This window comes from Kitasatospora sp. NPDC090091 (genome assembly GCF_044747365.1).
In the GTDB taxonomy this organism is placed as follows: domain Bacteria; phylum Actinomycetota; class Actinomycetes; order Streptomycetales; family Streptomycetaceae; genus Kitasatospora.
Genome location: NZ_JBIVDY010000008.1, coordinates 171514 through 194463, shown reverse-complemented (window position 1 = coordinate 194463; position 22950 = coordinate 171514). Strand labels below are relative to the sequence as shown.

The 22950-nt window shown below is 73.7% G+C and carries 20 protein-coding genes; 6 read left to right on the top strand and 14 right to left on the bottom strand.

The annotated features are described in order from the left end of the window. Positions 1-173 precede the first annotated feature (173 nt). Positions 174-779 (top strand): hypothetical protein, encoded by a 606-nt coding sequence (locus ACIPSC_RS16390; RefSeq protein WP_400826299.1) that lies wholly within the window; start codon positions 174-176, stop codon positions 777-779. A 25-nt stretch (positions 780-804) separates the two neighbouring features. On the opposite strand, the gene ACIPSC_RS16385 is transcribed toward ACIPSC_RS16390, so the two are convergent. Continuing rightward, positions 805-1755: a DMT family transporter gene (locus tag ACIPSC_RS16385; protein WP_400826298.1), complete on the bottom strand. Its 951-nt coding sequence runs from the start codon at positions 1753-1755 to the stop codon at positions 805-807. A gap of 210 nt (positions 1756-1965) precedes the next feature. Further along, positions 1966-2631 carry a CatB-related O-acetyltransferase gene (locus ACIPSC_RS16380; RefSeq protein WP_400826297.1) on the bottom strand — a complete coding sequence of 222 codons (666 nt, stop codon included), beginning with the start codon at positions 2629-2631 and terminating at the stop codon, positions 1966-1968. 111 nt (positions 2632-2742) lie between these two features. Between ACIPSC_RS16380 and ACIPSC_RS16375 the strand changes: the two genes are divergently transcribed. The 3 genes from ACIPSC_RS16375 to ACIPSC_RS16365 all read left to right on the top strand — a co-directional run bounded on the left by ACIPSC_RS16375 (position 2743) and on the right by ACIPSC_RS16365 (position 4814). After that, positions 2743-3360, top strand: a complete 618-nt coding sequence (locus ACIPSC_RS16375) for a TetR/AcrR family transcriptional regulator (RefSeq protein WP_400826296.1) — start codon at positions 2743-2745, stop codon at positions 3358-3360. 211 nt (positions 3361-3571) lie between these two features. Continuing rightward, positions 3572-4291 (top strand): peptidylprolyl isomerase, encoded by a 720-nt coding sequence (locus ACIPSC_RS16370; protein WP_400826295.1) that lies wholly within the window; start codon positions 3572-3574, stop codon positions 4289-4291. A 61-nt stretch (positions 4292-4352) separates the two neighbouring features. Beyond that, the gene (locus tag ACIPSC_RS16365) at positions 4353-4814 is read left to right on the top strand and encodes a MazG-like family protein (RefSeq protein ID WP_400826294.1); all 462 of its coding nucleotides are present in this window, start codon (positions 4353-4355) and stop codon (positions 4812-4814) included. Positions 4815-4855: 41 nt separating this feature from the next. Here ACIPSC_RS16365 and ACIPSC_RS16360 read toward each other — a convergent pair whose 3' ends face one another. From ACIPSC_RS16360 to ACIPSC_RS16330, 7 genes are all read right to left on the bottom strand, one after another. After that, complete coding sequence (locus ACIPSC_RS16360; protein ID WP_400826446.1) at positions 4856-6145, bottom strand: geranylgeranyl reductase family protein; 1290 nt, start codon at positions 6143-6145, stop codon at positions 4856-4858. Positions 6146-6410: 265 nt separating this feature from the next. Continuing rightward, positions 6411-7106, bottom strand: a complete 696-nt coding sequence (locus tag ACIPSC_RS16355; RefSeq protein WP_400826292.1) for a demethylmenaquinone methyltransferase — start codon at positions 7104-7106, stop codon at positions 6411-6413. 250 nt (positions 7107-7356) lie between these two features. Beyond that, positions 7357-7944, bottom strand: coding sequence for a hypothetical protein (locus ACIPSC_RS16350; protein WP_400826291.1), 588 nt, complete (start codon positions 7942-7944; stop codon positions 7357-7359). 255 nt (positions 7945-8199) lie between these two features. After that, positions 8200-8946: an imidazolonepropionase-like domain-containing protein gene (locus tag ACIPSC_RS16345; protein WP_400826290.1), complete on the bottom strand. Its 747-nt coding sequence runs from the start codon at positions 8944-8946 to the stop codon at positions 8200-8202. Between the two features lie 14 nt (positions 8947-8960). After that, complete coding sequence (gene mqnC, locus ACIPSC_RS16340) at positions 8961-10184, bottom strand: cyclic dehypoxanthinyl futalosine synthase (protein WP_400826289.1); 1224 nt, start codon at positions 10182-10184, stop codon at positions 8961-8963. Between the two features lie 107 nt (positions 10185-10291). Continuing rightward, complete coding sequence (locus tag ACIPSC_RS16335) at positions 10292-12136, bottom strand: serine/threonine-protein kinase (RefSeq protein ID WP_400826288.1); 1845 nt, start codon at positions 12134-12136, stop codon at positions 10292-10294. Between the two features lie 226 nt (positions 12137-12362). Continuing rightward, on the bottom strand, positions 12363-13310 hold the full coding sequence (locus ACIPSC_RS16330; RefSeq protein WP_400826287.1) for a menaquinone biosynthetic enzyme MqnA/MqnD family protein: 948 nt from the start codon (positions 13308-13310) through the stop codon (positions 12363-12365). 346 nt (positions 13311-13656) lie between these two features. Between ACIPSC_RS16330 and ACIPSC_RS16325 the strand changes: the two genes are divergently transcribed. Beyond that, positions 13657-13860: a cold-shock protein gene (locus ACIPSC_RS16325; RefSeq protein WP_238951231.1), complete on the top strand. Its 204-nt coding sequence runs from the start codon at positions 13657-13659 to the stop codon at positions 13858-13860. A 220-nt stretch (positions 13861-14080) separates the two neighbouring features. Here ACIPSC_RS16325 and ACIPSC_RS16320 read toward each other — a convergent pair whose 3' ends face one another. Together ACIPSC_RS16320 and ACIPSC_RS16315 are read right to left on the bottom strand one after the other, a co-directional pair. Beyond that, on the bottom strand, positions 14081-17083 hold the full coding sequence (locus tag ACIPSC_RS16320) for a glycoside hydrolase family 3 C-terminal domain-containing protein (RefSeq protein ID WP_400826286.1): 3003 nt from the start codon (positions 17081-17083) through the stop codon (positions 14081-14083). 372 nt (positions 17084-17455) lie between these two features. Beyond that, positions 17456-18802 carry a dicarboxylate/amino acid:cation symporter gene (locus ACIPSC_RS16315; protein WP_400826285.1) on the bottom strand — a complete coding sequence of 449 codons (1347 nt, stop codon included), beginning with the start codon at positions 18800-18802 and terminating at the stop codon, positions 17456-17458. 430 nt (positions 18803-19232) lie between these two features. On the opposite strand from ACIPSC_RS16315, the gene ACIPSC_RS16310 reads away from it, so the two are divergent. Continuing rightward, positions 19233-20501: an MFS transporter gene (locus ACIPSC_RS16310; protein WP_400826284.1), complete on the top strand. Its 1269-nt coding sequence runs from the start codon at positions 19233-19235 to the stop codon at positions 20499-20501. Positions 20502-20661: 160 nt separating this feature from the next. Here the strand turns inward: ACIPSC_RS16310 and ACIPSC_RS16305 are convergent, their stop codons facing one another. The 3 genes from ACIPSC_RS16305 to ACIPSC_RS16295 form a co-directional block, all read right to left on the bottom strand. After that, a complete protein-coding gene (locus ACIPSC_RS16305; protein WP_400826283.1) occupies positions 20662-21879 on the bottom strand; it encodes a substrate-binding domain-containing protein in 1218 nt (405 codons plus the stop codon). Between the two features lie 14 nt (positions 21880-21893). Further along, entirely contained in the window at positions 21894-22235 is a 342-nt protein-coding gene (locus tag ACIPSC_RS16300) for a DUF4229 domain-containing protein (protein WP_400826282.1), read from the bottom strand. 173 nt (positions 22236-22408) lie between these two features. Continuing rightward, the gene (locus ACIPSC_RS16295; protein ID WP_400826281.1) at positions 22409-22936 is read right to left on the bottom strand and encodes a GNAT family N-acetyltransferase; all 528 of its coding nucleotides are present in this window, start codon (positions 22934-22936) and stop codon (positions 22409-22411) included. Between the last annotated feature and the right edge of the window lie 14 nt (positions 22937-22950).

Here is a 22950-nt window from a genome sequence, read left to right as displayed (position 1 = left end):
CCGCAACCATACGAAGGCCCGCATCGCTCTGCCTCTGCCGATCGGCACATTCCTGCATCCCGCTCGGAGCCCCGAAGAACCTGCCGATCGGCACTGCCGAGCGCCACCGTCCCGGCGGCACGCTCATCCCGTCGGACCGGCCACCGGGGCCGTCCGGAGAGGAGCAGACCGCCATGACCACGACCGCGCGCCGCACCACGACCGGGGCCGGGGCCCGCACCGCCGGCACCGCCGGCACCGGCCCGGCAGCCGGATCCCGCAACCGCGCCGTCGCCCCCGCACCGCGCTGGGCCGAGCTCGCCGCCAAGGCCACCGTCTGGACGACCGTACCGTCCGGGCTGTGGCGGATCGTCCTGGGGCTGGGCATCCCGGTCGGCTTCAGCGGCGGGACGGCCGCGGCCTTCGACCGCCACAATCCGGGCTGGGGCACTGTCTACGTCCTGGTGCTGAGCGGGCTGGCCGAGTTCCTGGCCTTCCTCACCCTCGGCCTGGTCCGGCCCTGGGGCGAGGTGGTGCCGCGCCGGATCCCGCTGCTGGGCGGCCGAAAGGTCCGCCCGCTCGCCGCGATCGTCCCGGCCGCCCTCGGCTCCGCCGTCCTGACCTGGCTCGGAGCGACCGCGCTCTTCGGCGGCTGGGCGGCCAACATGAGCAGTCCCGACGCCCCCCACGGCTTCGCCGGGGTGGTCATGACCCTCTGCTACCTCCCGCTGGTCGCGTGGGGTCCCCTGGTCGCCGCGGTGACGTTCTCCTACGCCCGCCGGACGCTGGGCCGCCGATGAGGGCCTCTCCGGTTCCCACTGCGCCTCACGCCGTCGCGGCGGGCTCCGTGTCCACCGCCCGCTCACCGTCCACCGTTCGCGACCCGACCGGGCCCGGTGCGGCGGTGGTGCGGCGGCCCCACTCGGTGGCGACCAGCACCAACGCACCGCCCAGCAGCCCGACCGGGCCGAGGCGGTTGCCGGCGAGGGTGATGCCGAAGACGGCGGCCCAGAGCGGTTCGGTACCGAGCAGCAGGCTGACCCGGGAGGGCGAGGTCGCGCGGACGGCCCACATCTGCACGAAGAAGGCGAACAGCGTGCAGAGCAGGGCGAGATGCAGCAGCCAGGCCCACTGGGCCGGGCCGTACGAGGCGGCCACCGTCCACGGCAGCGGCCCGACGAACGGCGCGACCGCGGCGAACACAGCGGTCGCGGCGGCGAGTTGGACCCAGGTGAGGGCCAGCGGATCGGTGTCCCCGATCGACCTCATCCGGGACATCGCCAGCACGTTCACGGTCCGGACGACTGCGGCGCCGAGCACCAGCAGATCCCCTGCCGTCGGGGCCTTCAGCCCGCCGTCCCCGGTGAGCAGGGCCACACCGACCACCGCCAACCCCGCCGCGGCGAGGAACGCCCGCGGCAACGGCGTCCGCGCGAGGGCGCTCTCCGCGAGAGGAGTGAACACCATGGTGAGGCTGATGATCAGGCCCGCATTGGTGGCGGAGGTGTGCACCGCACCGTACGTCTCCAGCAGGAAGACCCCGCCGAGGATCAGTCCCAGGAGCCCGCCGCCCAGCCACTCGGCCCGGCCCATCCCGCGCAACGCCGGCCAGGCGACGACGCCCAGCAACGGAAGCACCAGCCCGAAGCGCAGCACCAACATCGCCACCACCGTCCCCGGCTCGGCCACCTGCTGCACGGCCAGGAAGCTCGACCCCCAGACCACGGCCACCAACAACACCGGCAGATCACGAAGGAAGGACGACGAACCGCGCATGAACAGGACCCCTCCGGAGCGAACGGAACCGACGAGGAGATTCCCGTACGACGTCGGACGGATCTCGGGCCACCACGGGCCGCCCGGCTCGGAGCACCACAACGGCTTCCAAGGGGCCCGTCATCATTGCGCACCGGCACGGCCGCGATCAACGGCTTTCGGTCGACGGGGCAAGCCGCCGGAGCGCCGGCCGACCGGGGTTCGACGGGGTCACGGGGCCAGCAGGCCGTGGGCCGCGGCGATGGCCTCGATGTCGGCGGGGGTGCCGGCCATGATGGCGCGGACGTGTTCGGTGATTAGCTCGACCGGCCAGTCCCACCAGGCCGCGCGCAGCAGCCGGTCGATGTCGGCGTCGTCGAAGCGGCGGCGGATCGGGCGGGCCGGATTGCCCCCGACGACGGTGTACGGCTCGACGTCGGCCGTGACCACGGCACCGGCCGCGATGATCGCCCCGTCCCCGATCCGCACCCCGGGCAGCACGGTGGCGCCGTACCCGAACCAGACGTCATTGCCGACGACGGTGTCGCCCCTGGTCGGGAGCCCGGTGACGATGTCGAGAGTCCGGTCGGTCCAGGTGCCGCCGAACATGGTGAACGGGAAGGTGGACACCCCGACGGCCGGGTGGGCGGCGCCGGCCATCAGGAAGCGGGTCCCGGTGGCGAGGGCGCAGTACTTGCCGATCACCAACCGCTCGGGGCCGTAGGCGTAGAGGACGTTGCGCTCCTCGAAGCGGGTGGCACCGTCCGGGTCGTCGAAGTAGGTGTACTCACCGACCTGGATGCGCGGATCGGTGACCAACGGACGCAGCAGGACGACGCGGTCGTGGCCCGCGAGGGGGTGCAGGACGGTGGGGTCGGGGGCGGTGACTGCGGTCATGGAACTCCTAGAGCGGCCAGAGCGAGAGGAGAAACGCGACTCAAGTCGCATTAAGATGAGGATGACACGGCAGGGCCGGCACGGCAAGCCTTAATGCGACTGGAGTCGACTTTGAGCGAGGAATCCCGAATCCCCTCCACCCGCCCCGGTGGGCGCAGCGCCCGCGTGCGCGCAGAGGTCGTCACCGCCACGCTCGCCGAAGTCACCGAGAAGGGGTACGACGGACTGACCGTCGATGCCGTGGCCACCCGCTCCGGCGTGCACAAGGCCACCCTGTACCGCCGCTGGGGCGGAGTCGACGGCCTGGTCGCGGAGGCGCTGACCGCCTCCGCCGACCAGCCGTGGCCGCTCCCCGACACCGGCGACCTGGCCGGCGACCTCCGTCTGATCACCCACGAGGCCTTCGCCGTCTTCACCGATCCCGACCTCGGCCCGACACCGACCGCACTCATCGCCGCCGCCCAGCGCTCCGACACCGGAGCGGCCGCCCTTCGCGCCTTCTTCACCGCCCGCCACCGTCAGGCCGCCGCCGTCGCCGAGCGCGCGATCGAGCGCGGCGAGCTGCCCGCGGGCACCGACGGCGCCGAGGTGGTCCGAGCGGCGACCGCGCCGCTCTACTACCGCCTGTTCGTCAGCGGTGAGCCGCTCGACGCCCGCACCGCGGAGCGGGCCGCGGACGCCGCCGCCCTCGCCGCCCGCGCCGGACTGTTCACCCCCGAGGCCGACTGACCGCCCCGCCGCACCGCCACCACCCACCCACCGCACCACCCGCACCAGCCGCCCGCACCGCCCGCACCAGCCGCCCGCCGCCCAGCGGCGCGACGCAGCACTCCCCCCACCCCGCGCCGCCCGCCCCACGCCACCCACCCCACGGCACCCGCCGCGCAACGCGCGCCCCGGACGTCTACCGCATCCACGCCCGGACGTGGATGATGTCGCCATGACAATCAAGCCGTCCACCACCCCCCGGAAGGCCCGTCAAGTGAAGCGCAAGCACTGGGCATTGCTCGCCGCTGCCACCACCCTGCCGCTCGTCGCGAGCACCGGCACGGCCGTCGCGGATACGCCGTCGGTCACCGGCTCCGGCGCGGCCACGTCCGTCACCTGCAGCTACACGCCCGCGGTGCCGGCCGACAACTTCAAGGGCATCCCCGTCTTCGACGCGAAGAAGGCGGCCAAGCCGTACAGCGCGACCCTGAAGACCAGCCAGGGTGCGATCACCTTCCAGGCGCTGACCGCCGAGGCACCCTGCACCACGTTCTCGTTCCGGTTCCTGGCCGAACACGACTACTTCGACCGCAGCCACTGCCACCGCCTCACCACCCAGCGGATCTTCGTCCTGCAGTGCGGCGACCCCACCGGGACCGGCAGCGGCGGCCCCGGCTACTCCTTCCCGGACGAGAACCTGACCGGCGCCACCTATCCCGCCGGCACCGTGGCCATGGCCAACGCGGGGCCGAACACCAACGGCAGCCAGTTCTTCTTCGTCTGGAAGGACACCAAGCTCTCGCCCGCCTACACACCGTTCGGGCGGGTCACCGCGGGCCTGGACGTCCTGCAGAAGATCGCCGCCGGTGGTGAGGACGACCAGAACAATCCCGGCGACGGATTCCCCACGCTCCCGGTGAACATCCGCAACGTGAAGATCAGCTCCCGCTGAGCCCGCACGCCGGCTCCCGTACGGTGGTCTGCGTCAGCGAAGCCGTACGGGAGCCGCACACATGGACAGCAGGATCTGGGAGAGCGTCGACCACGTGGTCGCCTGGCTGGACGACGAGAGTCGGCTCTCGCCCGGGGAGGAGCGCATGCTCCGCATCCTCAAGCTCTCCGAGGAGGTCGGCGAGGTGGGCGCCGCGGTGATCGGCGCCACGGGCCAGAACCCCCGCAAGGGCGTCACCCACACCTGGGAGGACGTCCAGCACGAGCTCTGCGACGTGGTCTTCTCCGCCCTGGTCGCCCTCCGCACGCTCACCCCGGACGCCGCCCGGGTCTTCGCCGACCGCCTCGCCTACGTCGAGCAGCGCTCCGCCGCCAGCCGCACCACACCGCCCGGCCAGGCGGGCCGGACGGACCGGACGGGCCCGGCCGACCAGACCGACCAGACCGACCAGACCGACCAGACCGACCAATCGGACGCCCCGGCGGACCCGGAAGCCGACCAGGCGGGCCCGGCCGGCACCTGACGGTCCCGGCCCGGACACCGTCCGGCCCGCTCCGCCTCCCGTCAGGCGTTCGGCGCGACCTTCGCGAGGCCGTTGATGACGCGGTCCATGGCGTCGCCGCCCTGCGGGTCCGTCAGGTTGGCGAGCATCTTGAGGACGAACTTCATCAGGATCGGGTGGGTCAGACCGCGCTGGGTGGCGAGCTGCATGACCTTGGGGTTGCCGATGAGCTTCACGAAGGCGCGGCCGAGCGTGTAGTAGCCGCCGTAGACGTCCTTCAGGATGCGCGGGTAGGCCTGGAGGGCGCGCTCCCGACCGGCCTCCGTCACCCGGGCGTTGGCCTGGACGATGACCCCGGCCGCGATCTGGCCGGATTCCATCGCATAGGCGATGCCCTCGCCGTTGAACGGGTTGACCATGCCGCCCGCGTCGCCGACCAGCAGCAGACCGCGGGTGTAGTGCGGCTGCCGGTTGAAGGCCATCGGCAGAGCAGCGCCGCGGATCGGGTCGGTCATGTTCTCGGGGGTGTAGCCCCACTCCTCCGGCATGCTGGCGCACCAGGCCTTGAGGACCTCTCGCCAGTCCAGCTCACCGAACGCCGGCGAGGAGTTGAGGATGCCGAGGCCTACGTTGGAGGTGCCGTCGCCCATGCCGAAGACCCAGCCGTAGCCGGGCAGCAGCTTGCGCTGGCTGCCACGGGTGTCCCACAGCTCCAGCCAGGACTCCAGGTAGTCGTCGTCGTGGCGCGGCGAGGTGAAGTAGGTCCGGTAGGCGACGCCCATCGGGCGGTCCTCGCGGCGGTGCAGGCCCATGGCGAGCGAGAGCCGGGTGGAGTTGCCGTCCGCGGCGACCACCAGCGGGGCGCGGAACGTCACCTCCCGCTTCTCCTCGCCGAGCCGGGCGGTGACGCCGACGATCCGGCCGGTCCGGTCGTCCAGCACCGGGCCGCTGACGTTGCACCGCTCGTAGAGCCGGGCGCCGGCCTTCTCGGCCTGACGGGCGAGCAGCTCGTCGAAGTCGGCGCGCTTGCGCACCAGGCCGTAGTCGGGGAAGGCGGACAGCTCCGGCCAGTCCAGCTCCAGCCGGACGCCGCCGCCGATGATCCGCAGGCCCTTGTTGTGGAGCCAGCCGTTCTCGGTCGACACGTCGATGCCCATGTCGACCAGCTGCTTGGTGGCGCGCGGCGTCAGACCGTCACCGCAGACCTTCTCGCGGGGGAACGACGTCTTCTCCAGCAGCAGGACGTCCAGGCCCGCCTGGGCGAGGTAGTACGCGGTGGTGGAGCCGGCCGGGCCCGCGCCAACCACGATGACATCGGCGGTGCTCTCCACGGGGCTGCCCGGCTTCGTCAGATCGGCTGCGGTCTCGGACACGGTGGGCACTCTCCTGGAGCTGCGGCTGGGGGACGGAGGCGTTGACCTCGGCAGTCTAGTTGCCGCCCCCGGAACCGGACCCGAGGGCGGCAGCACCGTTTTGCCGTCCGCCGGACCGCCGACAACCCGGAGCAAGGCCGGCGGAGGTCCGGAGCAAGACCCGAAGCAGGACCCGACGCAGGAACGAACCCAGGGCCCGTCCCCGCGAGCGCCACCCGCTCCGACGGGATCCGAGCGGCGGGCCCTAACCGACCTTGTACGCCCGGTGCATGGCGACGATCCCGCCGGTGAGGTTGCGCCAGGCGACCTTCGACCAGCCGGCCTCCTGCAGCTTCGCGGCCAGCGCGGGCTGGTCGGGCCAGGACCGGATCGACTCGGCGAGGTAGACGTAGGCCTCCGGGTTGCTGCTGACCGCGGTGGCGACCGGCGGCAGCGCCCGCATCAGGTACTCGGTGTAGACGGTCCGGAACGGCGTCCAGGTCGGCGTCGAGAACTCGCAGATCACCAGCTTGCCGCCGGGCTTGGTCACCCGGTACATCTCGCGCAGCGCCGTGTCGGTCTCGTGGACGTTGCGCAGCGCGAAGGAGATCGTCACCGAGTCGAAGGTGCCGTCGGCGAACGGCAGCCTGGTGGCGTCCCCCGCGGTGAGCGCCAGCTCGGGGTGGCGGCTCTTGCCCTCGGCCAGCATGCCGACCGAGAAGTCGCACGGGACGACCTGGGCGCCGGCCTCGACGAAGGGCAGCGAGGAGGTGCCGGTGCCGGCTCCGAGGTCGAGCACCAGGTCGCCCGGCCCGGCGGCCACCGCATCGGCCACCGCCCGGCGCCAGGCACGGGCCTGGCCGAGGGAGATCACGTCGTTGGTGCGGTCGTACTTGGCCGCCACGTCGTCGAACATGGCGGCGACTTCGTGCGGCTGCTTGTCCAGAGAGGCTCGGGTCACCACCCCATTGTTCACCCTGCCCCCCACCGCCCGGGCAAGGGGGCACACCGGCCGGGCCCGATCGGCCGCGCAGCGCCCTCGGCCCCTGCACCTACGGCCCGGCGCCCGCGACCGCGGCCCGACCCAGCAGGGGCCCCGACCCAGCCGCGGCACCGACCCAGCAAGGGCACCCAGCACTAGCGAGCCCACCAGACCCGCGCTCAGCAGGCGTCCACCGAACAAGCCCTAGCGCACCCCCGCAGAGGCGCGCTCAGTGCAGCGCGCGCCGCCCGCCGGCCCGGCGCTTCCGGCGCGAGCGCTTGCCCTGCGTTATCGCCGGCATCCCGTCGGGCAGCGCACCCGCCGCGAGCGCGACGGTGCTGGCGATCCTGCCCGTGCCCGCACGCACGGCGACCTCCCTGCGGTGCCGGCGGATCCGCAGCACGCAGACCAAGAAGAGGATCACCGCCACCGGCACGCTGAACCGGGCCAGCCCGACGCCGAACGGCTGCGGGTAGGTGTCACCGCAGATCCGGACCGCGCCCGCGTCGTCCGCGGCGTGCTCCAGGCAGACCGCGTCCCCGACCTTGGTGCCGTCCGCCAGCGGCAGTGCGGCGGCCGTGTGCGGCTGGCCGGAGACCCGGTAGCTGACGGTGGAGTACGAACCGCCTCCGGTGTTCAGCTGGGTGACGATGCCCTCGGCTCTCACCGGGTGGGCGCCGATCCGGTCGGCCTGATCGGCCTGACGCCAACCGAGCAGGCACATGCCGACGGCCAGCACGGCGCTGAGCACGGCGGTGAGGTACCAGCCACGGCCCAACCGCGGAGCGCGCGGCGGGGGGACGGTCGCGGATCGCATGGTTCCTGTCCTGGCTTGCCTTCGGGGCCTGGGACGAGGCCCCGCCGCCCGCGGTGACGGGCGGAGTGTGGTGAGGGTACGGAGTGAGCTGTCCGGGATCGTATCCGCTGGCGGGCCCTCAGGTCACGGCGAAGGGGTAATCAGACAGGACGACCGGCACCGGAGTTCGGCGGCACACGAAGGAGTTCCCGGATGCACACGAAGGAAGTCCCAAGCGCCGCACGGGAATGCGGATACCCGCCGGTAGCCGGTGCGTCAGCGCCGCCGGTACACCAACCGTCCGGCCAGCACGGTGGCCAGACAACTCCCGGGACGCACAACCACGGTCTCGGCAGCGCCAGCCTCACCGGCGGCGGACCCGACGGCGCCAGCCTCACCGGCAACGGACCCGACGGCACCGGCCCCACCCCCGAGCACCGCGGTCCCCCCGGCCACCGCGTTCACCGCGAACACCTCGAACACCGCGAAGTCCGCCCGGCCGCCGACCGCCAGCCGACCGTACGCCGCCTCGGCGAGCGGCAGCACGGCGAGCGGATCCAACGGGCCCTCGGCCTCCGCGGCACCGGGATGCGCCGCCAGGGCGGTCAGCCCCGAGCGGGTCACCGCCGTGCGCACCGAAGCCCGTTCGAACGGCCCGGCCACCGCCGTCACCCCGCACCCGAGCATCCGCTGCAGCCCGCGCCGGGCGCTCGCACCGCAGCGCGTCTCGTCGGTCGAGCCGGAGAGGGCCCCGGGCACCGGTGCGTCCCCCACCCCCTCGCGCGGGTCCGGGTGGTACGCGTGTTCCAGCAGCCGGTGCCCGTACGGATTGCGCAGGCCGGGCGTGAGCAGCGCCGCGCCCCAGTCGCGCAGCCGGGCCCCGGGGTGGGCGGCCGCGAGCTCGTCACAGGGGCCCAGGGCCGCGATCCGGCCGTCCTGCACCAGCACCGCCCCGTCGGCGACGGACGGGGCGGTGGGGTCGGCCGGATCGGGCAGCACGAGGGCCGCCCGGTGCAGGGTCATGACCAAGGGGGCGCTCAGCGGTTGTCGAGGATCTTCAGCTCGGGGTGCGCGGTGCCGCCCTCGATCGCGGTGGAGGCGATGTGCGAGGCGATCCGCGGGTCGACCGGGTCGTTGGCCGGGTCCTCCAGCACCCGCAGGTGCTCGTAGGTGGTCGAGCGCTGGGCCGGGACGCGATCGGCGGCCCGGATCAGGTGGATCAGCTCGGTGAGGTTGGAGCGGTGCTTGGCGCCGGCCGCCGAGACGACGTTCTCCTCCAGCATGACCGAGCCGAGGTCGTCCGCGCCGTAGTGCAGCGACAGCTGGCCGGCCTCCTTGCCGGTGGTCAGCCAGGAGCCCTGGATGTGGGCGACGTTGTCGAGGAAGAGGCGGGCGATCGCGATCATCCGCAGGTACTCGAAGACGGTCGCCTGCGTCGAGCCCTTCAGGTGGTTGTTCTGCGGCTGGTAGGTGTACGGGATGAAGGCGCGGAAGCCGCCGGTGCGGTCCTGCACGTCGCGGATCATCCGCAGGTGCTCGATCCGCTCGGCGTTGGTCTCCCCGGTGCCCATCAGCATGGTGGAGGTGGACTCCACACCCAGGCCGTGCGCCGCCTCCATGATCTCCAGCCAGCGCTCGCCGGACTCCTTGAGCGGCGCGATGGCCTTGCGCGGACGCTCCGGCAGCAGCTCGGCTCCGGCGCCCGCGAAGGAGTCCAGGCCGGCCCGGTGGATCCGGGTGATGGCCTCCTCGATCGACACGCCCGAGATCCGCGACATGTGCTCGACCTCGGAGGCGCCCAGCGAGTGGATCACCAGCTGCGGGAACTCCGCCTTGATGGCCGAGAAGGCGCGCTCGTAGTACTCGACGCCGTAATCCGGGTGGTGGCCGCCCTGGAACATCACCTGGGTGCCGCCCAGCTCGACCGTCTCCGCGCAGCGGCGCAGGATCTCGTCGAGGTCGCGGGACCAGCCCTTGTCGCTCTTCGGCGCCACGTAGAAGGCGCAGAACTTGCACGCCGTCACACACACGTTGGTGTAGTTGATGTTGCGCTCGATGATGTACGTCGCGATGTGCTCGGTACCGGCGTAGCGGCGGCGGCGCACGGCGTCGGCGGCCGAGCCGAGCGCGTGCAGCGGCGCCGAGCGGTACAGCTCCAGCGCCTCCTCCGGGGTGATCCGGCCGCCGGCCGCGGCCCGGTCGAGCACGGCCTGCAGGTCGGTGCTGGGCGCATCGAGGGTGGTCGCTGCGAGCTCGGACACCTGTCGGCCTACTCTCTCTCGGTACCGCCTTCGCACGACGGTCTTGGGTGGTTCCTGGTACGGCCGAACCAGCCTACGCCAGCCTCCTGCGGCGCCCGCGCCAGGCCTCACGACACCTTTCGCATGGTCCCGGAGGGGTTGCCGGCGTCGGGGTCGACGGAGGTGAAGCGGATGGTTCCGTCCTTCTGCAGGGTGAGCGTCTCCGAGCTGGATCCGCCGCTGCAGGCCCCGGGGAAGGAGGAGCGGACGAGCCGGGAAGTGAAGACCAGCTTGTCCGGTGACACCGAGTCGAGCCGCCAGGTGCCGTCGCAGCTCACCGAGATCAGGCCGGTGATCTCGTTCCGACTCGTGACGGCGTCCTGCCCGATCGCGGCCGGGACGATCGTCAGGGTGGTCGCGCCGGCGGGCAGGCCCCTGGCGGTGGTCATCTCGCCGCGCCAGGTGCCGAGGAACGCGGCCGGGACGGCGCTCGGCCCCCCGGTCGTCGTGGTGGTGGCGGGCGTCGCGACCCCGCCGGTGGCGCCGGGTGTGGTCGTCGTCGGCACGTCCGCGCGGGGCGACGGCGGCGGCTCCGTGGTGCCGGCCGGGGAGGTCGACGTGGAGGCGGTCGTGGCAGCTTTCGTGCTCGCCGGATCGGACTTCCCCAGCCACTGGTAGAGGCCGTAGCCGCCACCGCCGAGGAACAGCACGGCGGCCGCCGCTCCGGCGACCGCGGCCGTGCCCCGGCCGCTCCGTCGGTCCTGCGACGGCGTCGGTACCGGCCCGCCCTCGGCCGACCCGGCCCCAGGGCCTCCGTTCCCGACCGGCACGCCGTCCCCGAACGTGGGCGTCCGCACCGCCCATCCGTCCGCCGGCGCCGACATCCCGGCCGACCCCGACAGCCCGGCCGCCCCCGACCCCGCCCCCGACCCCGACGCCACCCCTGCCCCCGACGCCGCCCCCGGCCATGACCCCGACCCCGGCACGGGCCCCGGTCCGAACCCCGCGCCGCCACCACCGCCACCGCCAGCACCGGCGCCACCGGCCTCACCGAGCCCGGTACCCTGCTCCCCCTCCAGGTCCAGCAGCTCGACGGCACTGCGCCCGACCGCCGCCGCCAGCTCGGGCGGCAGCCACCCGCCGCGCCCGAGCCGGAGGGTGGCCGCGCCGTCGGCGTCCAACCGCTCCCGCAGCTGCTGCGGAGTGGGGCGGGCCGCAGGGTCCTTGGCCAGGCAGGCCAGCACCACCGGGTGGAGCGGCCCGGACAGCCCGGACAGGTCGGGTTCCTCGTGCAGCACCCGGTAGAGCAGCACCGCGACGCTCACCCCCTCCCCGAAGGGGTGCACCCCGGTGGCCGCGAAGGCGAGCACCGCGCCGAGCGAGAACACGTCGCTCGCCGGCCCGGCGGGCAGGCCGCTCGCCTGCTCCGGCGACATGAAGCCGGGCGAGCCGACCACGTAGCCGGACTGGGTGAGCCCGCTGGTCGCGTCGAGCGCGCGGGCGATGCCGAAGTCGATCAGACGCGGCCCGTCGAGGGTGAGCAGTACGTTGGACGGCTTGACGTCGCGGTGCACCAGCCCGAGCCCGTGCACGTGGCCGAGCGCCTCGGCCAGCCCGACGCCCAGGGTCCGGACGGCGGGCTCGGGCAGCGGCCCGAAGTCGCGGACGGCGTTGCCGAGTGCGGGGCCGGCGACGTAGCCGGTGGCCACCCAGGGGTGCTCGCCCTCGGTGTCGGCGTCCAGCACCGGCGCGGTCCAGGTGCCGCCGACCCGGCGGGCCGCCGCGACCTCCTGCCGGAACCGGGCGCGGAACTCGGCGTCCTCGGCCAGTTCGCCGCGGACCACCTTGACGGCCACCGTCCGGCCGCCGGCCGTCCGGCCGAGGTAGACCCGGCCCATCCCGCCCGCGCCGAGGCGCCGCAGCAACCGGTAGCCGCCCACCTGGCGCGGGTCGTCCGCCCCCAGTGCCTGCATTGCCGCACGCTCCCCTCGACCTGCCGGCCCGCACGGTCCACGAGCGGACCGCGAGCAGACCGTACCGGGCGGGGAGGCGTCGGAGCGTCACAACCTGCGGCACTCCCCCGGCAGGGTCGGCCACCCGGCCCAGCCCCGGACCGGGACCTCCGTGGCTCAGACCCCAGCCCGAACCCCGGCCGCCCCGGACCGGACCGCTGACCGAACCCCGTCCCGCCCCGCCGCCTCAGGCCACGACGGACGCCGGCTCCAGCACCGGTTCCGCCACCTCTTCCACCACCGCTTCCGCCACCGGCTCCAACAGCCGGACCCGGACGTCCGGCGCGAAGCCGCTGTCGTGCGCGACCCGGCGGGCGAACTCGGTCATGCCCGCCAGCTGCCGCTCGCCGAGCGAGAAGTCCAGCGCCTCGCTGAAGTACCGTTCCAGCACCCCGGCGTCGAACGCCTCCCAGCGGGCGGCCTGTGCGGCCACCTCGCGGGCCTCCACCAGCGAGAGGTCACGGGACTCCAGGAAGGCCCGGTGCACCGCTGCGGTCAGAGCCGGACGGCGCTCGGCGAAGTCGCGGCGGGCGGCCCAGACGGCGAAGACGAACGGCAGCCCCGTCCACTCCTTCCACATCGCGCCCAGGTCGTGCACCGCGAGGCCCTGCGCGGCGGCCTGCCCGAGGTAGGCGCGCAGCGCCGGGTCGCCGATCAGCACGGCGGCGTCGGCCTCGGCGAGCATCGCGTCCAGGTCGGGCGGGCAGCTGAAGTACTCCGGTCGGACGCCCTCGCGCTCCTCCAGCAGCAGGCGCGCCAGCCGGACGGAGGTCCGGCTGGTCGAGCCGAGGGCGACCCGGCGGCCGTCCAGCTCGGACAGCGGAAGCTTGCTGACGATCACGCAGGACATCACCGGGCCGTCGCTGCCGACGGCGATGTCCGGCAGGACCAACAGTTCGTCCGCGTGCCGCAGGTACTCCACACAGGTGATCGGACCGATGTCGAGAGAACCGCCGACCAGTTGGTCACTCAACTTCTCGGGAGTGTCCTTGGTGAGATCAAGATCGAGCAGATTGCCGGTCCTGGCCAGGCCCCAGTAGAGAGGGACGCAGTTCAGGAACTGAATATGCCCTACCCGCGGCCTGACCGGGGTGTTCTCCTCGGGCTCCTGCGTTTCCGCATCCGGTACCGACACTGCGCCGCTCCCTCGCTGTTCGTGCGCGCCACCCCCGCAGCGTATGCCTGCTGATCCGGACACCCCTCACCGGCCTGTACGACACGCCCAGGGGCCTTACGACACGCACTGTCCGCCCCGCAAGTCACCCCTGGTCGTCACAGCGACCGCATGCTAGCGTTGCCCTCAGTTGCAGTTTGATTCCCCTTGCAGTACTTGAAGCCTGCGGAGCATGTAACCGCAGGCTTTTTGTAGTTTTTCAGCAATATCGAAAAACTCCGGACCCGTCCGGAGGCAGGGCGATCAGCGCAGCGGACCGGGCGCCACACGGTGTGGTCCCCAACACGTCCCTCGCAAGGAGAACGGCATGGCTCAGGGAACCGTCAAGTGGTTCAACGCTGAGAAGGGCTTCGGCTTCATCGCCCAGGAGGGCGGCGGCCCCGACGTCTTCGTCCACTACTCCGCCATCAACGCGAACGGTTTCCGCTCGCTGGAGGAGAACCAGGCGGTCACCTTCGACGTCACCCAGGGCCCGAAGGGCCCGCAGGCGGAGAACGTCACCGCTATCTGATCATCCTCTGATGACCTGATCGCTCGGGACCCCCTCGGGTCCGCCGGCGGCCTTGCGGCCGTCACCATGAGCACAAGAGCAGTACCCAAGGGGGCCCGCCGTTCGGTGGGCCCCCTGCCTTTTGCTTCGGCGCGGTCGGGTCAGAACGCGTCCCGGTCAGGCCGCGCCCGTGTCGGGCTGCGCCCCGGTCGGGCCGCGCCCGCGTCAGGAGGCGCCCGGGTCAGGCCGGGAGCGTCCAGCGCTGGTTCGCGCCGGCGTGGCAGTCCCAGATGATCAGACGGCTGAAGTCGGCGGTACTCCCGTACTGGACGTCCAGGCAGCGGCCGGAGACCGGGTTGACCAACGTGCCGTCCGCACGGGGCTGCCAGCGCTGGGCGCCGGTGCCGTTGCAGGCGTAGAGCTGGACCGGGGTCCCGCCGTCCGTCCAACCGTTCGTCACGTCCAGGCACTTGCCGAAGGCCCGCAGGGTGTCGTCCTGCTGGACGGTCCAGTCCTGGGCCCCGGTGGAGTTGCAGTGGTACAGCTGGACGACGGTGCCGTCGACCGTCGCCGCCCGGTTGACGTCCACGCACTTCCCGGCCAGTCCGGTGACCGGGCCGCTCGGCCTGGGGGTGTGCCAGCGCTGCTCGACTGCGGAGCCGCAGTCCCGCAGGCGCAGCCGGCCGGCCGACGGCTGCAGGCAGCGGCCGGAGGCCCGGTGCAGGATCGTGGTGTCCGGCCGGACCGTCCAGCCCTGGGCCGCAGTGCCGGTGCAGGGCCGCAGCCGGACGTCGGCGCCGTCGGCGGTTCCGGCCGGCTGCAGGCAGCCGCCCGCCATCCCGATCGAGCCGTCCGAGCCGACCGTCGCCTCCTGGACCGCCGTGCCCTCGCAGCCGGACGTCCGCACCGCCTCCTCGGCGTTGGCCGCGGCGGCACCGGCGTCCAGGCAGGAGCCGTCGGAGCCGGTGATCCGGCCCGACCAGGTGGAGACGGCGGGCGAGCCCGCCACCTCGACGGCGCCGCTGAGCCGTGGCGCCCGGGAGGACGACCCGACCGTGATGCCGTACCGCCCGCCGGGCACCTGCCAGCCGTGCACCTGCGCGTCCCAGGTGGCGAAGGAGGACCGGTCGAGCCGAAGTGTCACGTGCTGGGAGCGGCCGGGGGCGAGGGTGAGCTTGCCGAACGCCTTGAGCTGCTGCGGAGGCTCGCCGGCCGCCGACGGGAAGGAGACGTACAGCTGGGGCACCTCGGTGCCGGTCCGGCTGCCGCGGTTCGCGACGTCGAAGCCGACCTGGACCAGCCCGGCGGCGTCCGGCCCGGTCACGGTGAGGCCGCTGTAGTCGAAGGAGGTGTACGAGAGGCCGTGGCCGAAGGGGAACAGCGGCGCCACCCCGGCCCGGTCGTACCAGCGGTAGCCGACCTCCAGCCGCTCGGTGTAGTGGTAGGCGCCGTCGGTGCCGGGGTACTGGTCGGCGCCGCGGATCGGCGTCGCCGCCGCCGAGACCGGGAAGGTCACCGGGAGGCGGCCGCCCGGGTCGGCGTCGCCGAAGAGCACGTCGGCGAGCGCGGTGCCGCTCTGCTCGCCGGGGTACCAGGCCTCCAGCACGGCCGGGACGGAGTCCAGCCACGGCATCACCACCGGGCCGCCGGTGTCGAGCACCACCACGGTCCGCGGATTGGCCCGGGCGACGGCGCGGATCAGCGCGTCGTCGGCCGGCGCGAGGTCCAACGACGGACGGTCCTCGCCCTCGCGCTCCTCGTCGCCGACCACGACCACCGCGACGTCCGCGGCGGCGGCCACGGCTGCGGCGGCGTCGGCGTCGGCACCGGTGTGGTGGCGGACGGAGACGCCCGACCCGGCCCGCGCGGTGATCCCGCCGAGCGGCGAGACGGTGTACTCGGGGTACGAGGTGACGTGCGAGGAGCCGTAGCCTCCGGTGTAGGCCCGGTCGGCCCAGGGGCCGATGACGGCGATCGACTTCAGCCGGGCGGCGTCCAGCGGCAGCGCGGCGCGTTCGTTCTTCAGCAGCACCGTGCCGGCGACGGCGGCCGCGCGGGCGTCCCGGGCGCCGGCGCCGGGGTCGGCCTCGGCCGTCCGGCCGCCGTCCAGGGCGCCGCTGCGGACCATCAGCCGCAGCACCCGGCGCACCTGGTCGTCGAGGACCGCCGGTGCGAGCCGCCCGTCGGCCACCGCACCCGCCAACTCCGAGAAGTAGGTGGAGCCGCCGAACTCCTGGTCCAGCCCGGCCGCGGCGGCGTTCACGGCGGAGTGGGTGGCCGGGTAGTCGGAGCCGACGGCGCCGTCGAAGCCCCACCGGCCCTTCAGGATGTCCCGCAGCAGCGGGAAGTGCTCGCAGGCCCAGATCCCGTCGACCGGGTTGTAGCCGCACATCGCCGACCAGGCCCGGCCGTCCTGGACGGCCGCCCGGAAGGCCGGCAGCTCGATCTCCTGCAGCGTCCGCTCGTCCACCTCGGAGCTGTACGACTGGCGGTTGTTCTCCTGGTTGTTCGCCGCGTAGTGCTTGACCTGCGCCGCGACGCCCTGCGCCTGGATGCCGCGCACCTCGGCGGCGGCGATCCGCCCGGCGAGGAACGGGTCCTCGCCCAGCGTCTCGAAGTTCCGCCCGCCCTGCGGCACCCGGACGATGTTGACCATCGGCGCGTACAGGACGTGGTAGCCGCGGGCCTTGGCCTCACGGCCCAGCACCGAGCCGTAGCCGGTCGCGAGGTCCGGGTCGAAGGCGGCGGCCAGCGCGACCGGGGCCGGCATCGCGGTGGCGGGCTGCCCGTCCCGGACGCCTGCCGGCCCGTCGGTCAGCAGGAGGGGCGGGATGCCCAGCCGGGGCACGCCCTCGACGTAGCCGACCGAGTGCACGTCCTGCGGGGCCCAGATCCCTTGCAGCAGTGTCGCCTTCTCGTTGGTCGTCAGCTGCCCGAGCAGCGACTCGACCCGCTGTTCCAACGATGCCGCCGAGGCCGACGCGGGGCCCGGCACCGCAGCGGACGAGGACGGGGCGGACAACGACGGGGACGCGGTGGACGGGGAATCGGCGGTCGGGGACGTGATGGACGGGGATGGGACGGACGGGGACGGGGACGCGCCGGCGGAGGTCACGGCGGGCGTCGGGGTGGCCGTGGGGGCGGAGGAGTCGGCGGACGCGGGGGCGGGGGTCGCGCAGGCGGCCAGCAGGCAGCCGCCCAGTCCGGCGACGAGGATTCGCGTACAGGAGGAGATGCGTCGCATGGTGCACCGATCGGCGTGGGGGGCGCGTGGGGGAACGCCGAGATAGCGACCTCGCGGTCCAACTATCTGACGGTATGTCATATATAACCGCCCGCCACCTGCCCGAACCGTGCTCCGCCCACTTCGGCGGCGTGTCCGCGACGCATTCCACCCACCGGCACTGCGCATCCGAACCGCCTGCGCCACCCGTGCCGGCCCTGCACTCCCGCACCACGCACCCGCGCCTCCGCCGGCCCGCACCGCACCGCGCCGCCGCCCCGCCGCCCGCACTGCGCGCCCGCGCCGCGGGCGGAGCGGCAACGCGGCAACGCGGCAACGCAGAAGCCCGCCCCCGCGCCGGACGGCGCAGGGGCGGGCTTCCGTGAACCCGGGTCAGGCGGCGCTCGGAGCCGCCTCCTTGCCCGACGCCTGGGCCGGGATCGAGGCCGAGCCGTCGAGCAGCTCGCCGGCCGGGTTGTTGTAGGCGGCCAGGTCGAGGGTCTTCTCGCGGGCGGCGACCAGGATCGGCACGACGGCCTGGCCGGCGACGTTGGTCGCGGTGCGCATCATGTCGAGGATCGGGTCGATCGCGAGCAGCAGGCCCACGCCCTCCAGCGGCAGGCCGAGCGTCGACAGGGTGAGCGTCAGCATCACGATCGCGCCGGTCAGACCGGCCGTGGCGGCCGAGCCGATGACCGAGACGAAGGCGATCAGCAGGTAGTCCTTGATGCCGAGGTCGATGCCGTAGACCTGGGCGACGAAGATCGCGGCCAGCGAGGGGTAGATCGCGGCGCAGCCGTCCATCTTGGTCGTCGCACCGAACGGCACGGCGAACGAGGCGTACTCGCTCGGAACGCCGAGGCGCTCGGTGACGCGGCGGGTGACCGGCAGGGTGCCGACCGAGGAGCGGGAGACGAAGGCCAGCTGGATGGCGGGCCAGGCACCCTTGAAGAAGTTCAGCGGGTTGAGGCCCGCGGCGAACCTCAGCAGCAGGGAGTAGACGCCGAAGAGCACCAGCGCGCAGCCGACGTAGATGTCGACGGTCAGGGTCGCGAAGGGCTCCAGCAGGTCCCAGCCGTACTTGGCGACGGACTTGCCGATCAGGCCGAGGGTGCCGAGCGGCGAGAGGCGGATGACCCACCAGAGCGCGGCCTGGACCAGCTCCAGCACGGACTCGCTGAGCTTGAGCACCGGCTCGGCCCTGCTGCCGAGCTTGAGGATCGCCGCGCCGGTCACGATCGCCAGGAAGACGATCTGGAGCACCTCGACCTCGGTGAAGGCCGTGACGATGTTGGTCGGGAAGATGCCGGTCAGGAAGTCGATCCAGCTGCCGGTGGACTTCGGTGCCTTGAGGCCCTCGGTCTTGAGGTCGGTGCCCTCACCCGGGTTGGTCAGCAGGCCGAGGCCCAGACCGATCCCGACCGCGATCAGCGAGGTGATCGCGAACCAGAGCAGGGTGCGGACGGCCAGGCGGGCCGCGTTGGTCACGTTCCGCAGGTTGGCCACCGACACCACGATCGCGGTGAACACCAGCGGCGGGACGGCCAGCTTCAGCAGCTGGACGAAGATCTTGCCGATGGTCTCCAGGGTGGTGGCCAGCCAGGAGATCTCGGCGGTCCGGGCCAGGTAGCCGAGGCCGGCGCCGAGCACGAGGCCGGCGACGATCTGGACCCAGAACGGGGTCTTGCGGATTCGGGCGAGCACGGACGGCGACGGGGTCGCCTCGGGCGCTGTGGGCATGGCAGTGCGGCTCCGGGGGAGGGCGTTGCTGACGGTGGGGCGGGGCGGGGAAGGCGGCACGGCGCGTGGGCCGGGCAGGGAGGAGCCTGGCCCCGGTCAGGGGCGTGCCGCCCGCATACAGCTCATGGCGCGACAACGGCGCGGGCTGTCCACAGCACCGGGCAGGCAGCACGGGCGGGCGGCGGTGGGCGTCGGGCCCAGGCCGTGCATCCGGAGTGCTCCTGAGGTGGTCATGGCCGACACGTTAGCAGTAAAGGTTTGAGATGTTCAAAGTTGTTGTTTGAGATGTGGGTGCGCATCGATCAAATCCGGACACGAACGAGGCTGACGCCACATCAGATCCTCATCGACCCTCGATTGACCGCCGCCGGTTATACGTATAACTTGGAGGGCACCCCCGCCCACCCCTGCCCGCAACGGAGAGCCGTCCATGGGCTATCTCGCCCTGCTCCGCGCCCCGCACGTCAGCCGCCTCCTCTTCGGCACCCTGCTCGGCCGTCTCCCGGCCGGCATGACCGCCCTGGTGATCGCGCTGGCCCTGCGCGAGGCCGGTACGCCGTACAGCCGGATCGGGCTGGCCACCGCGGCCTACGCGATCTCGGCCGCCGTCGGCGGCCCGGTGCTGGGGCGGATCGTGGACCGCACCGGGCAGCCGCGGGTGCTGCTCGCCTCCGCCGTGATCGCCGGCGGCGGCTACGCACTGCTGGCGCTCGCGCCCGGCTCGGCGATCGCCGCACCGCTCGGCGCCGCCGTCGCCGGCCTGGCCATGCCGCCGCTCGAACCCTGCCTGCGCTCGCTCTGGCCGGACGTCGTCGAGGACGAGCAGCTCGACACCGCCTACGCCTTCGACTCCGCCTCGCAGCAGATCCTCTACGTGGCCGGCCCGCTCGCGGTGGCCGGCATCGCCGGCGCGGTCAGCCCGGTCGCGGCGCTCTGGGTGGCCGCGGCCCTGGGGCTGGCCGGTGCCCTGATCGTGGCCACCGCCGCACCGGCCCGCGCCTGGCAGGCGCCGCCGCGCGCACACTCCGCCGGCCTGCTCGGACCGCTCCGCTCCCCCGGCCTGGTCCTGCTGCTGATCGGCCTGGCTGGCGCGGGCTGGGCGGTCGGCGCGCAGAACGTGCTGTTCATCGCCTACGCCGAGGCGCACGAGGGCGGCCTGCCCGGCGGTGCCGGGACGCTGCTGGCGCTCGCGGCGCTCGGTGGCCTGCTCGGCGCGCTGGCCTACGGCGCGGTGAAGTGGCGCAGCAGCACCGCGACCCGGACGTGGGTCATGGCGCTCGGGATGGCCGTCTCCTATCTCCCGCTGGTGCTGCTGCCCGGTCCGCTCGCGATGGCGGGGCTGGCCTTCCTCTCCGGGATCATGCTGGCACCGCTGCTGGCGGCCGCGTTCGTCCTGGTCGCCGAGCTGGCGCCGGTCGGCACGGTGACCGAGGCGTTCGCCTGGCTGGTGACGCTGTTCGCGACCGGCAACTCGCTCGGCTACGCCGTCTCCGGCAACCTCGCCGAGGGCTCCCTGACCTCGGTGGCGCTCTGCGCGGCGGGAGGAATCGGGCTGGGCGGGCTGCTGCTGTTCGGCGCGCGCCGCTGGTTCCGGCCCGCCCCGGCCGACGTCGTGCCTGCTGCGGCCGGCGTCTGGCTCGCTGCGGCCGACATGGCCGACGGCACGCCCGCTGCGGCCGAGCCGGTGCCGGCCGGCTGAGACCGGGGCGACTCCCCCGCAGACGTGACTGCGCCCGTCGGACCGGGTGGTCTGGCCGACGGGCGCAGTCGCATTCCCGCAGGCGAATTCGTGCAGCCGCGCCCCGGCCGTCGTCCTCCCGGCGCTCCCGGCGTTCCCTGTGCCCCCGGTGCTTCCGGGCTCAGGCCGCCGCGGTCGAGGAGCGCAGGACCAGCGAGGTGGCCAGCGGCGGCACCGGCGCGACCGGCTCGCCGCGGAGCAGGTCGGCGAGGGCCGCCACGCCGGCCCGGCCCAGCTCCTCGCCGGGGAGGTCGACGGTGGTGAGCGGCGGGGCGAGCAGCGCGGCGACCGGGACGTTGTCGATGCCGACCACCGAGAGGTCGGCGGGGACGCGCAGCCCGAGTTCGACGGCCGCCTGGTAGACCCCGGAGGCCACCACGTCGTCGTCGCAGATCACCGCACGCGGGCGGTCGGGGTGCTCCAGCAGCCGGTGGGCGACGCTGTGGGCGGCGGGCTGGCCCTCGTTGAGGCTGACTCCGAACTCGACCACGTCCAGGCCGAGCGCCTCGGCCGCCTGCTCGAACGCCGCCTGCCGGACCCGGAAGGTGTACGCGGAGTGGGTGGAGCGCAGCCGGCCGATCCGGCGGTGGCCGAGCGCGGCCAGGTGCTCGACGGCGGCGCGCATGCCGCCGGCCACGTCCAGCTCGATGGTCGGGCGGGCCCGGTCGGTGCCGGGATCGGCGTCCAGGAAGACCGCGGGGGTGTCCGCGGGCAGCTCGCCGAGCTGGCTGTCGTCCGGGGAACAGATCAGCAGGCCGTCGAACCGGCTGGTGGTGGCGGCCTCGGCCAGGGTGGCGCTCCCCCAGCCCGAACTGACCACGACCGCGAGGCCGTGCTTGCCGGCCTCCTCGTGGACACCCTCCAGCACCCGGCCGAAGAACGGGCCGAGGATGTTCGGCACCGCCAGCAGGATCATGCCGCTGCGGCCGAGGCGGAGCTGCCGGCCGGCCGCCTGCGGGCGGTAGCCGAGGCTGCGGGCGGCCTCCCGGACCCGCTCCCGGGTGGCGTCGGAGACCCGGCGGCCGGCCTCGGAGCCGGAGAACACCAGGGAGACGGTGGCCTGCGAGACCCCGGCGAGCCGGGCGACGTCGCGGCCGGTGGGGCGGCGGACGGGCGCCGGCCAGGTGCCGCTCGCCGGTTCACCCGGTTCCCCGGGCGCGGCGGACGGACGCGGGGCGGCACCGGCGGGAGTCTGCGCGCTCGCGGACCCGGCGTTCGAGGTGTCTTCGCGCGGAACCCCGGAGCGCGGAGCTCCGGAGCTCGGGGTCTCGGAGCTCGGGGTCTCGGAGCTCGGTGCCCCGGAGCTCGGGGTGTCGGCGGTGGGATCGGGTGCGGGCACGGCGGCGGCGCGGCTCAGCTCTTCGCGGCGGCCGCGCGGGCGGCGTCGTCGGCGGCGTCCTCCTCGGCGTTCTGCGCCGCGATCCGGTCCGCCGTGCGGTTGCGCAGGCCGTCGACCTTGCCCGAGATCTGGGCCGACATCTCGTCGCGCTGCTTGCTCAGCAGGACGTAGCTGAGCGGCGCCGAGACCACCGCGGCCAGCAGGAAGAGGAAGACCACGCCGAGCTCGCCCCGGACCGGGATCAGCTGGAAGTGGCCGAGCAGCAGGGCGACCAGCAGGCAGCCCAGGAAGATGCTGACCCGCAGGGAGGTGTAACGGAGCGTGGCGTGCGACTTGTTGCTCACATTGCTGCTCACCGGGGGACACGTCCTTCTCTGCGCGGGGGCTGGGCCGGTCTCCCAGTGAAGCATGCCCGACGCCCCGCGCGGGGAACGGGTGGCCCGTCCCCCGCGTCCCCCGCTCGCCCGCCGGCCGCGCCCGGGCCCGGTCGGCGCATCCGGCCGGGGCGGCGCCGGCACCGGCCGGACGGTCAGCTCAGGTCGAGCCACATGGTGACCTCGTCCCGGTTGTCCCCGGGGGCGACGCGGATGGCGCCCGGCACCCGGCCGACCTCGGCGTAGCCGCAGCGCCCGTAGAACTCCTCCAGGCCGAGCCCGCCGCGGACGTAGAGCCGCAGGGCTGCCAGCCCCCAGTCCCGGGCGAGCCGCTCGGCCTCGGCCATCAGCGCCGCGCCGTAGCCCCGCCCCTGCAGCTCGGGGTGGACCATCACCCGGCCGAGCAGCCGCCAGTGGTCCATCGGCCCGAACCGCATCGATTCGAAGAAGAGCATCCCGGCCGGCCGGCCGGTCTCCGCCTCGTGCGCGACCAGGAGCCGGTCCGGCCCGGACGGTGCGACGGCCGCGAACTGCCTCTCCGCGGTGACCCGAACCTCGTCCTCCGTCACCGGGGCGACGAATCCGACGGCGCCGCCCGCGTTGGTGGCGTCGGTCCAGAGCCGGACGAGGCCCTGCCGCAGTTCGGCGTCGAGGTCGGGATCGAGCGTGAAGGTGAGTGCCATGGCCGCCGAGCCTA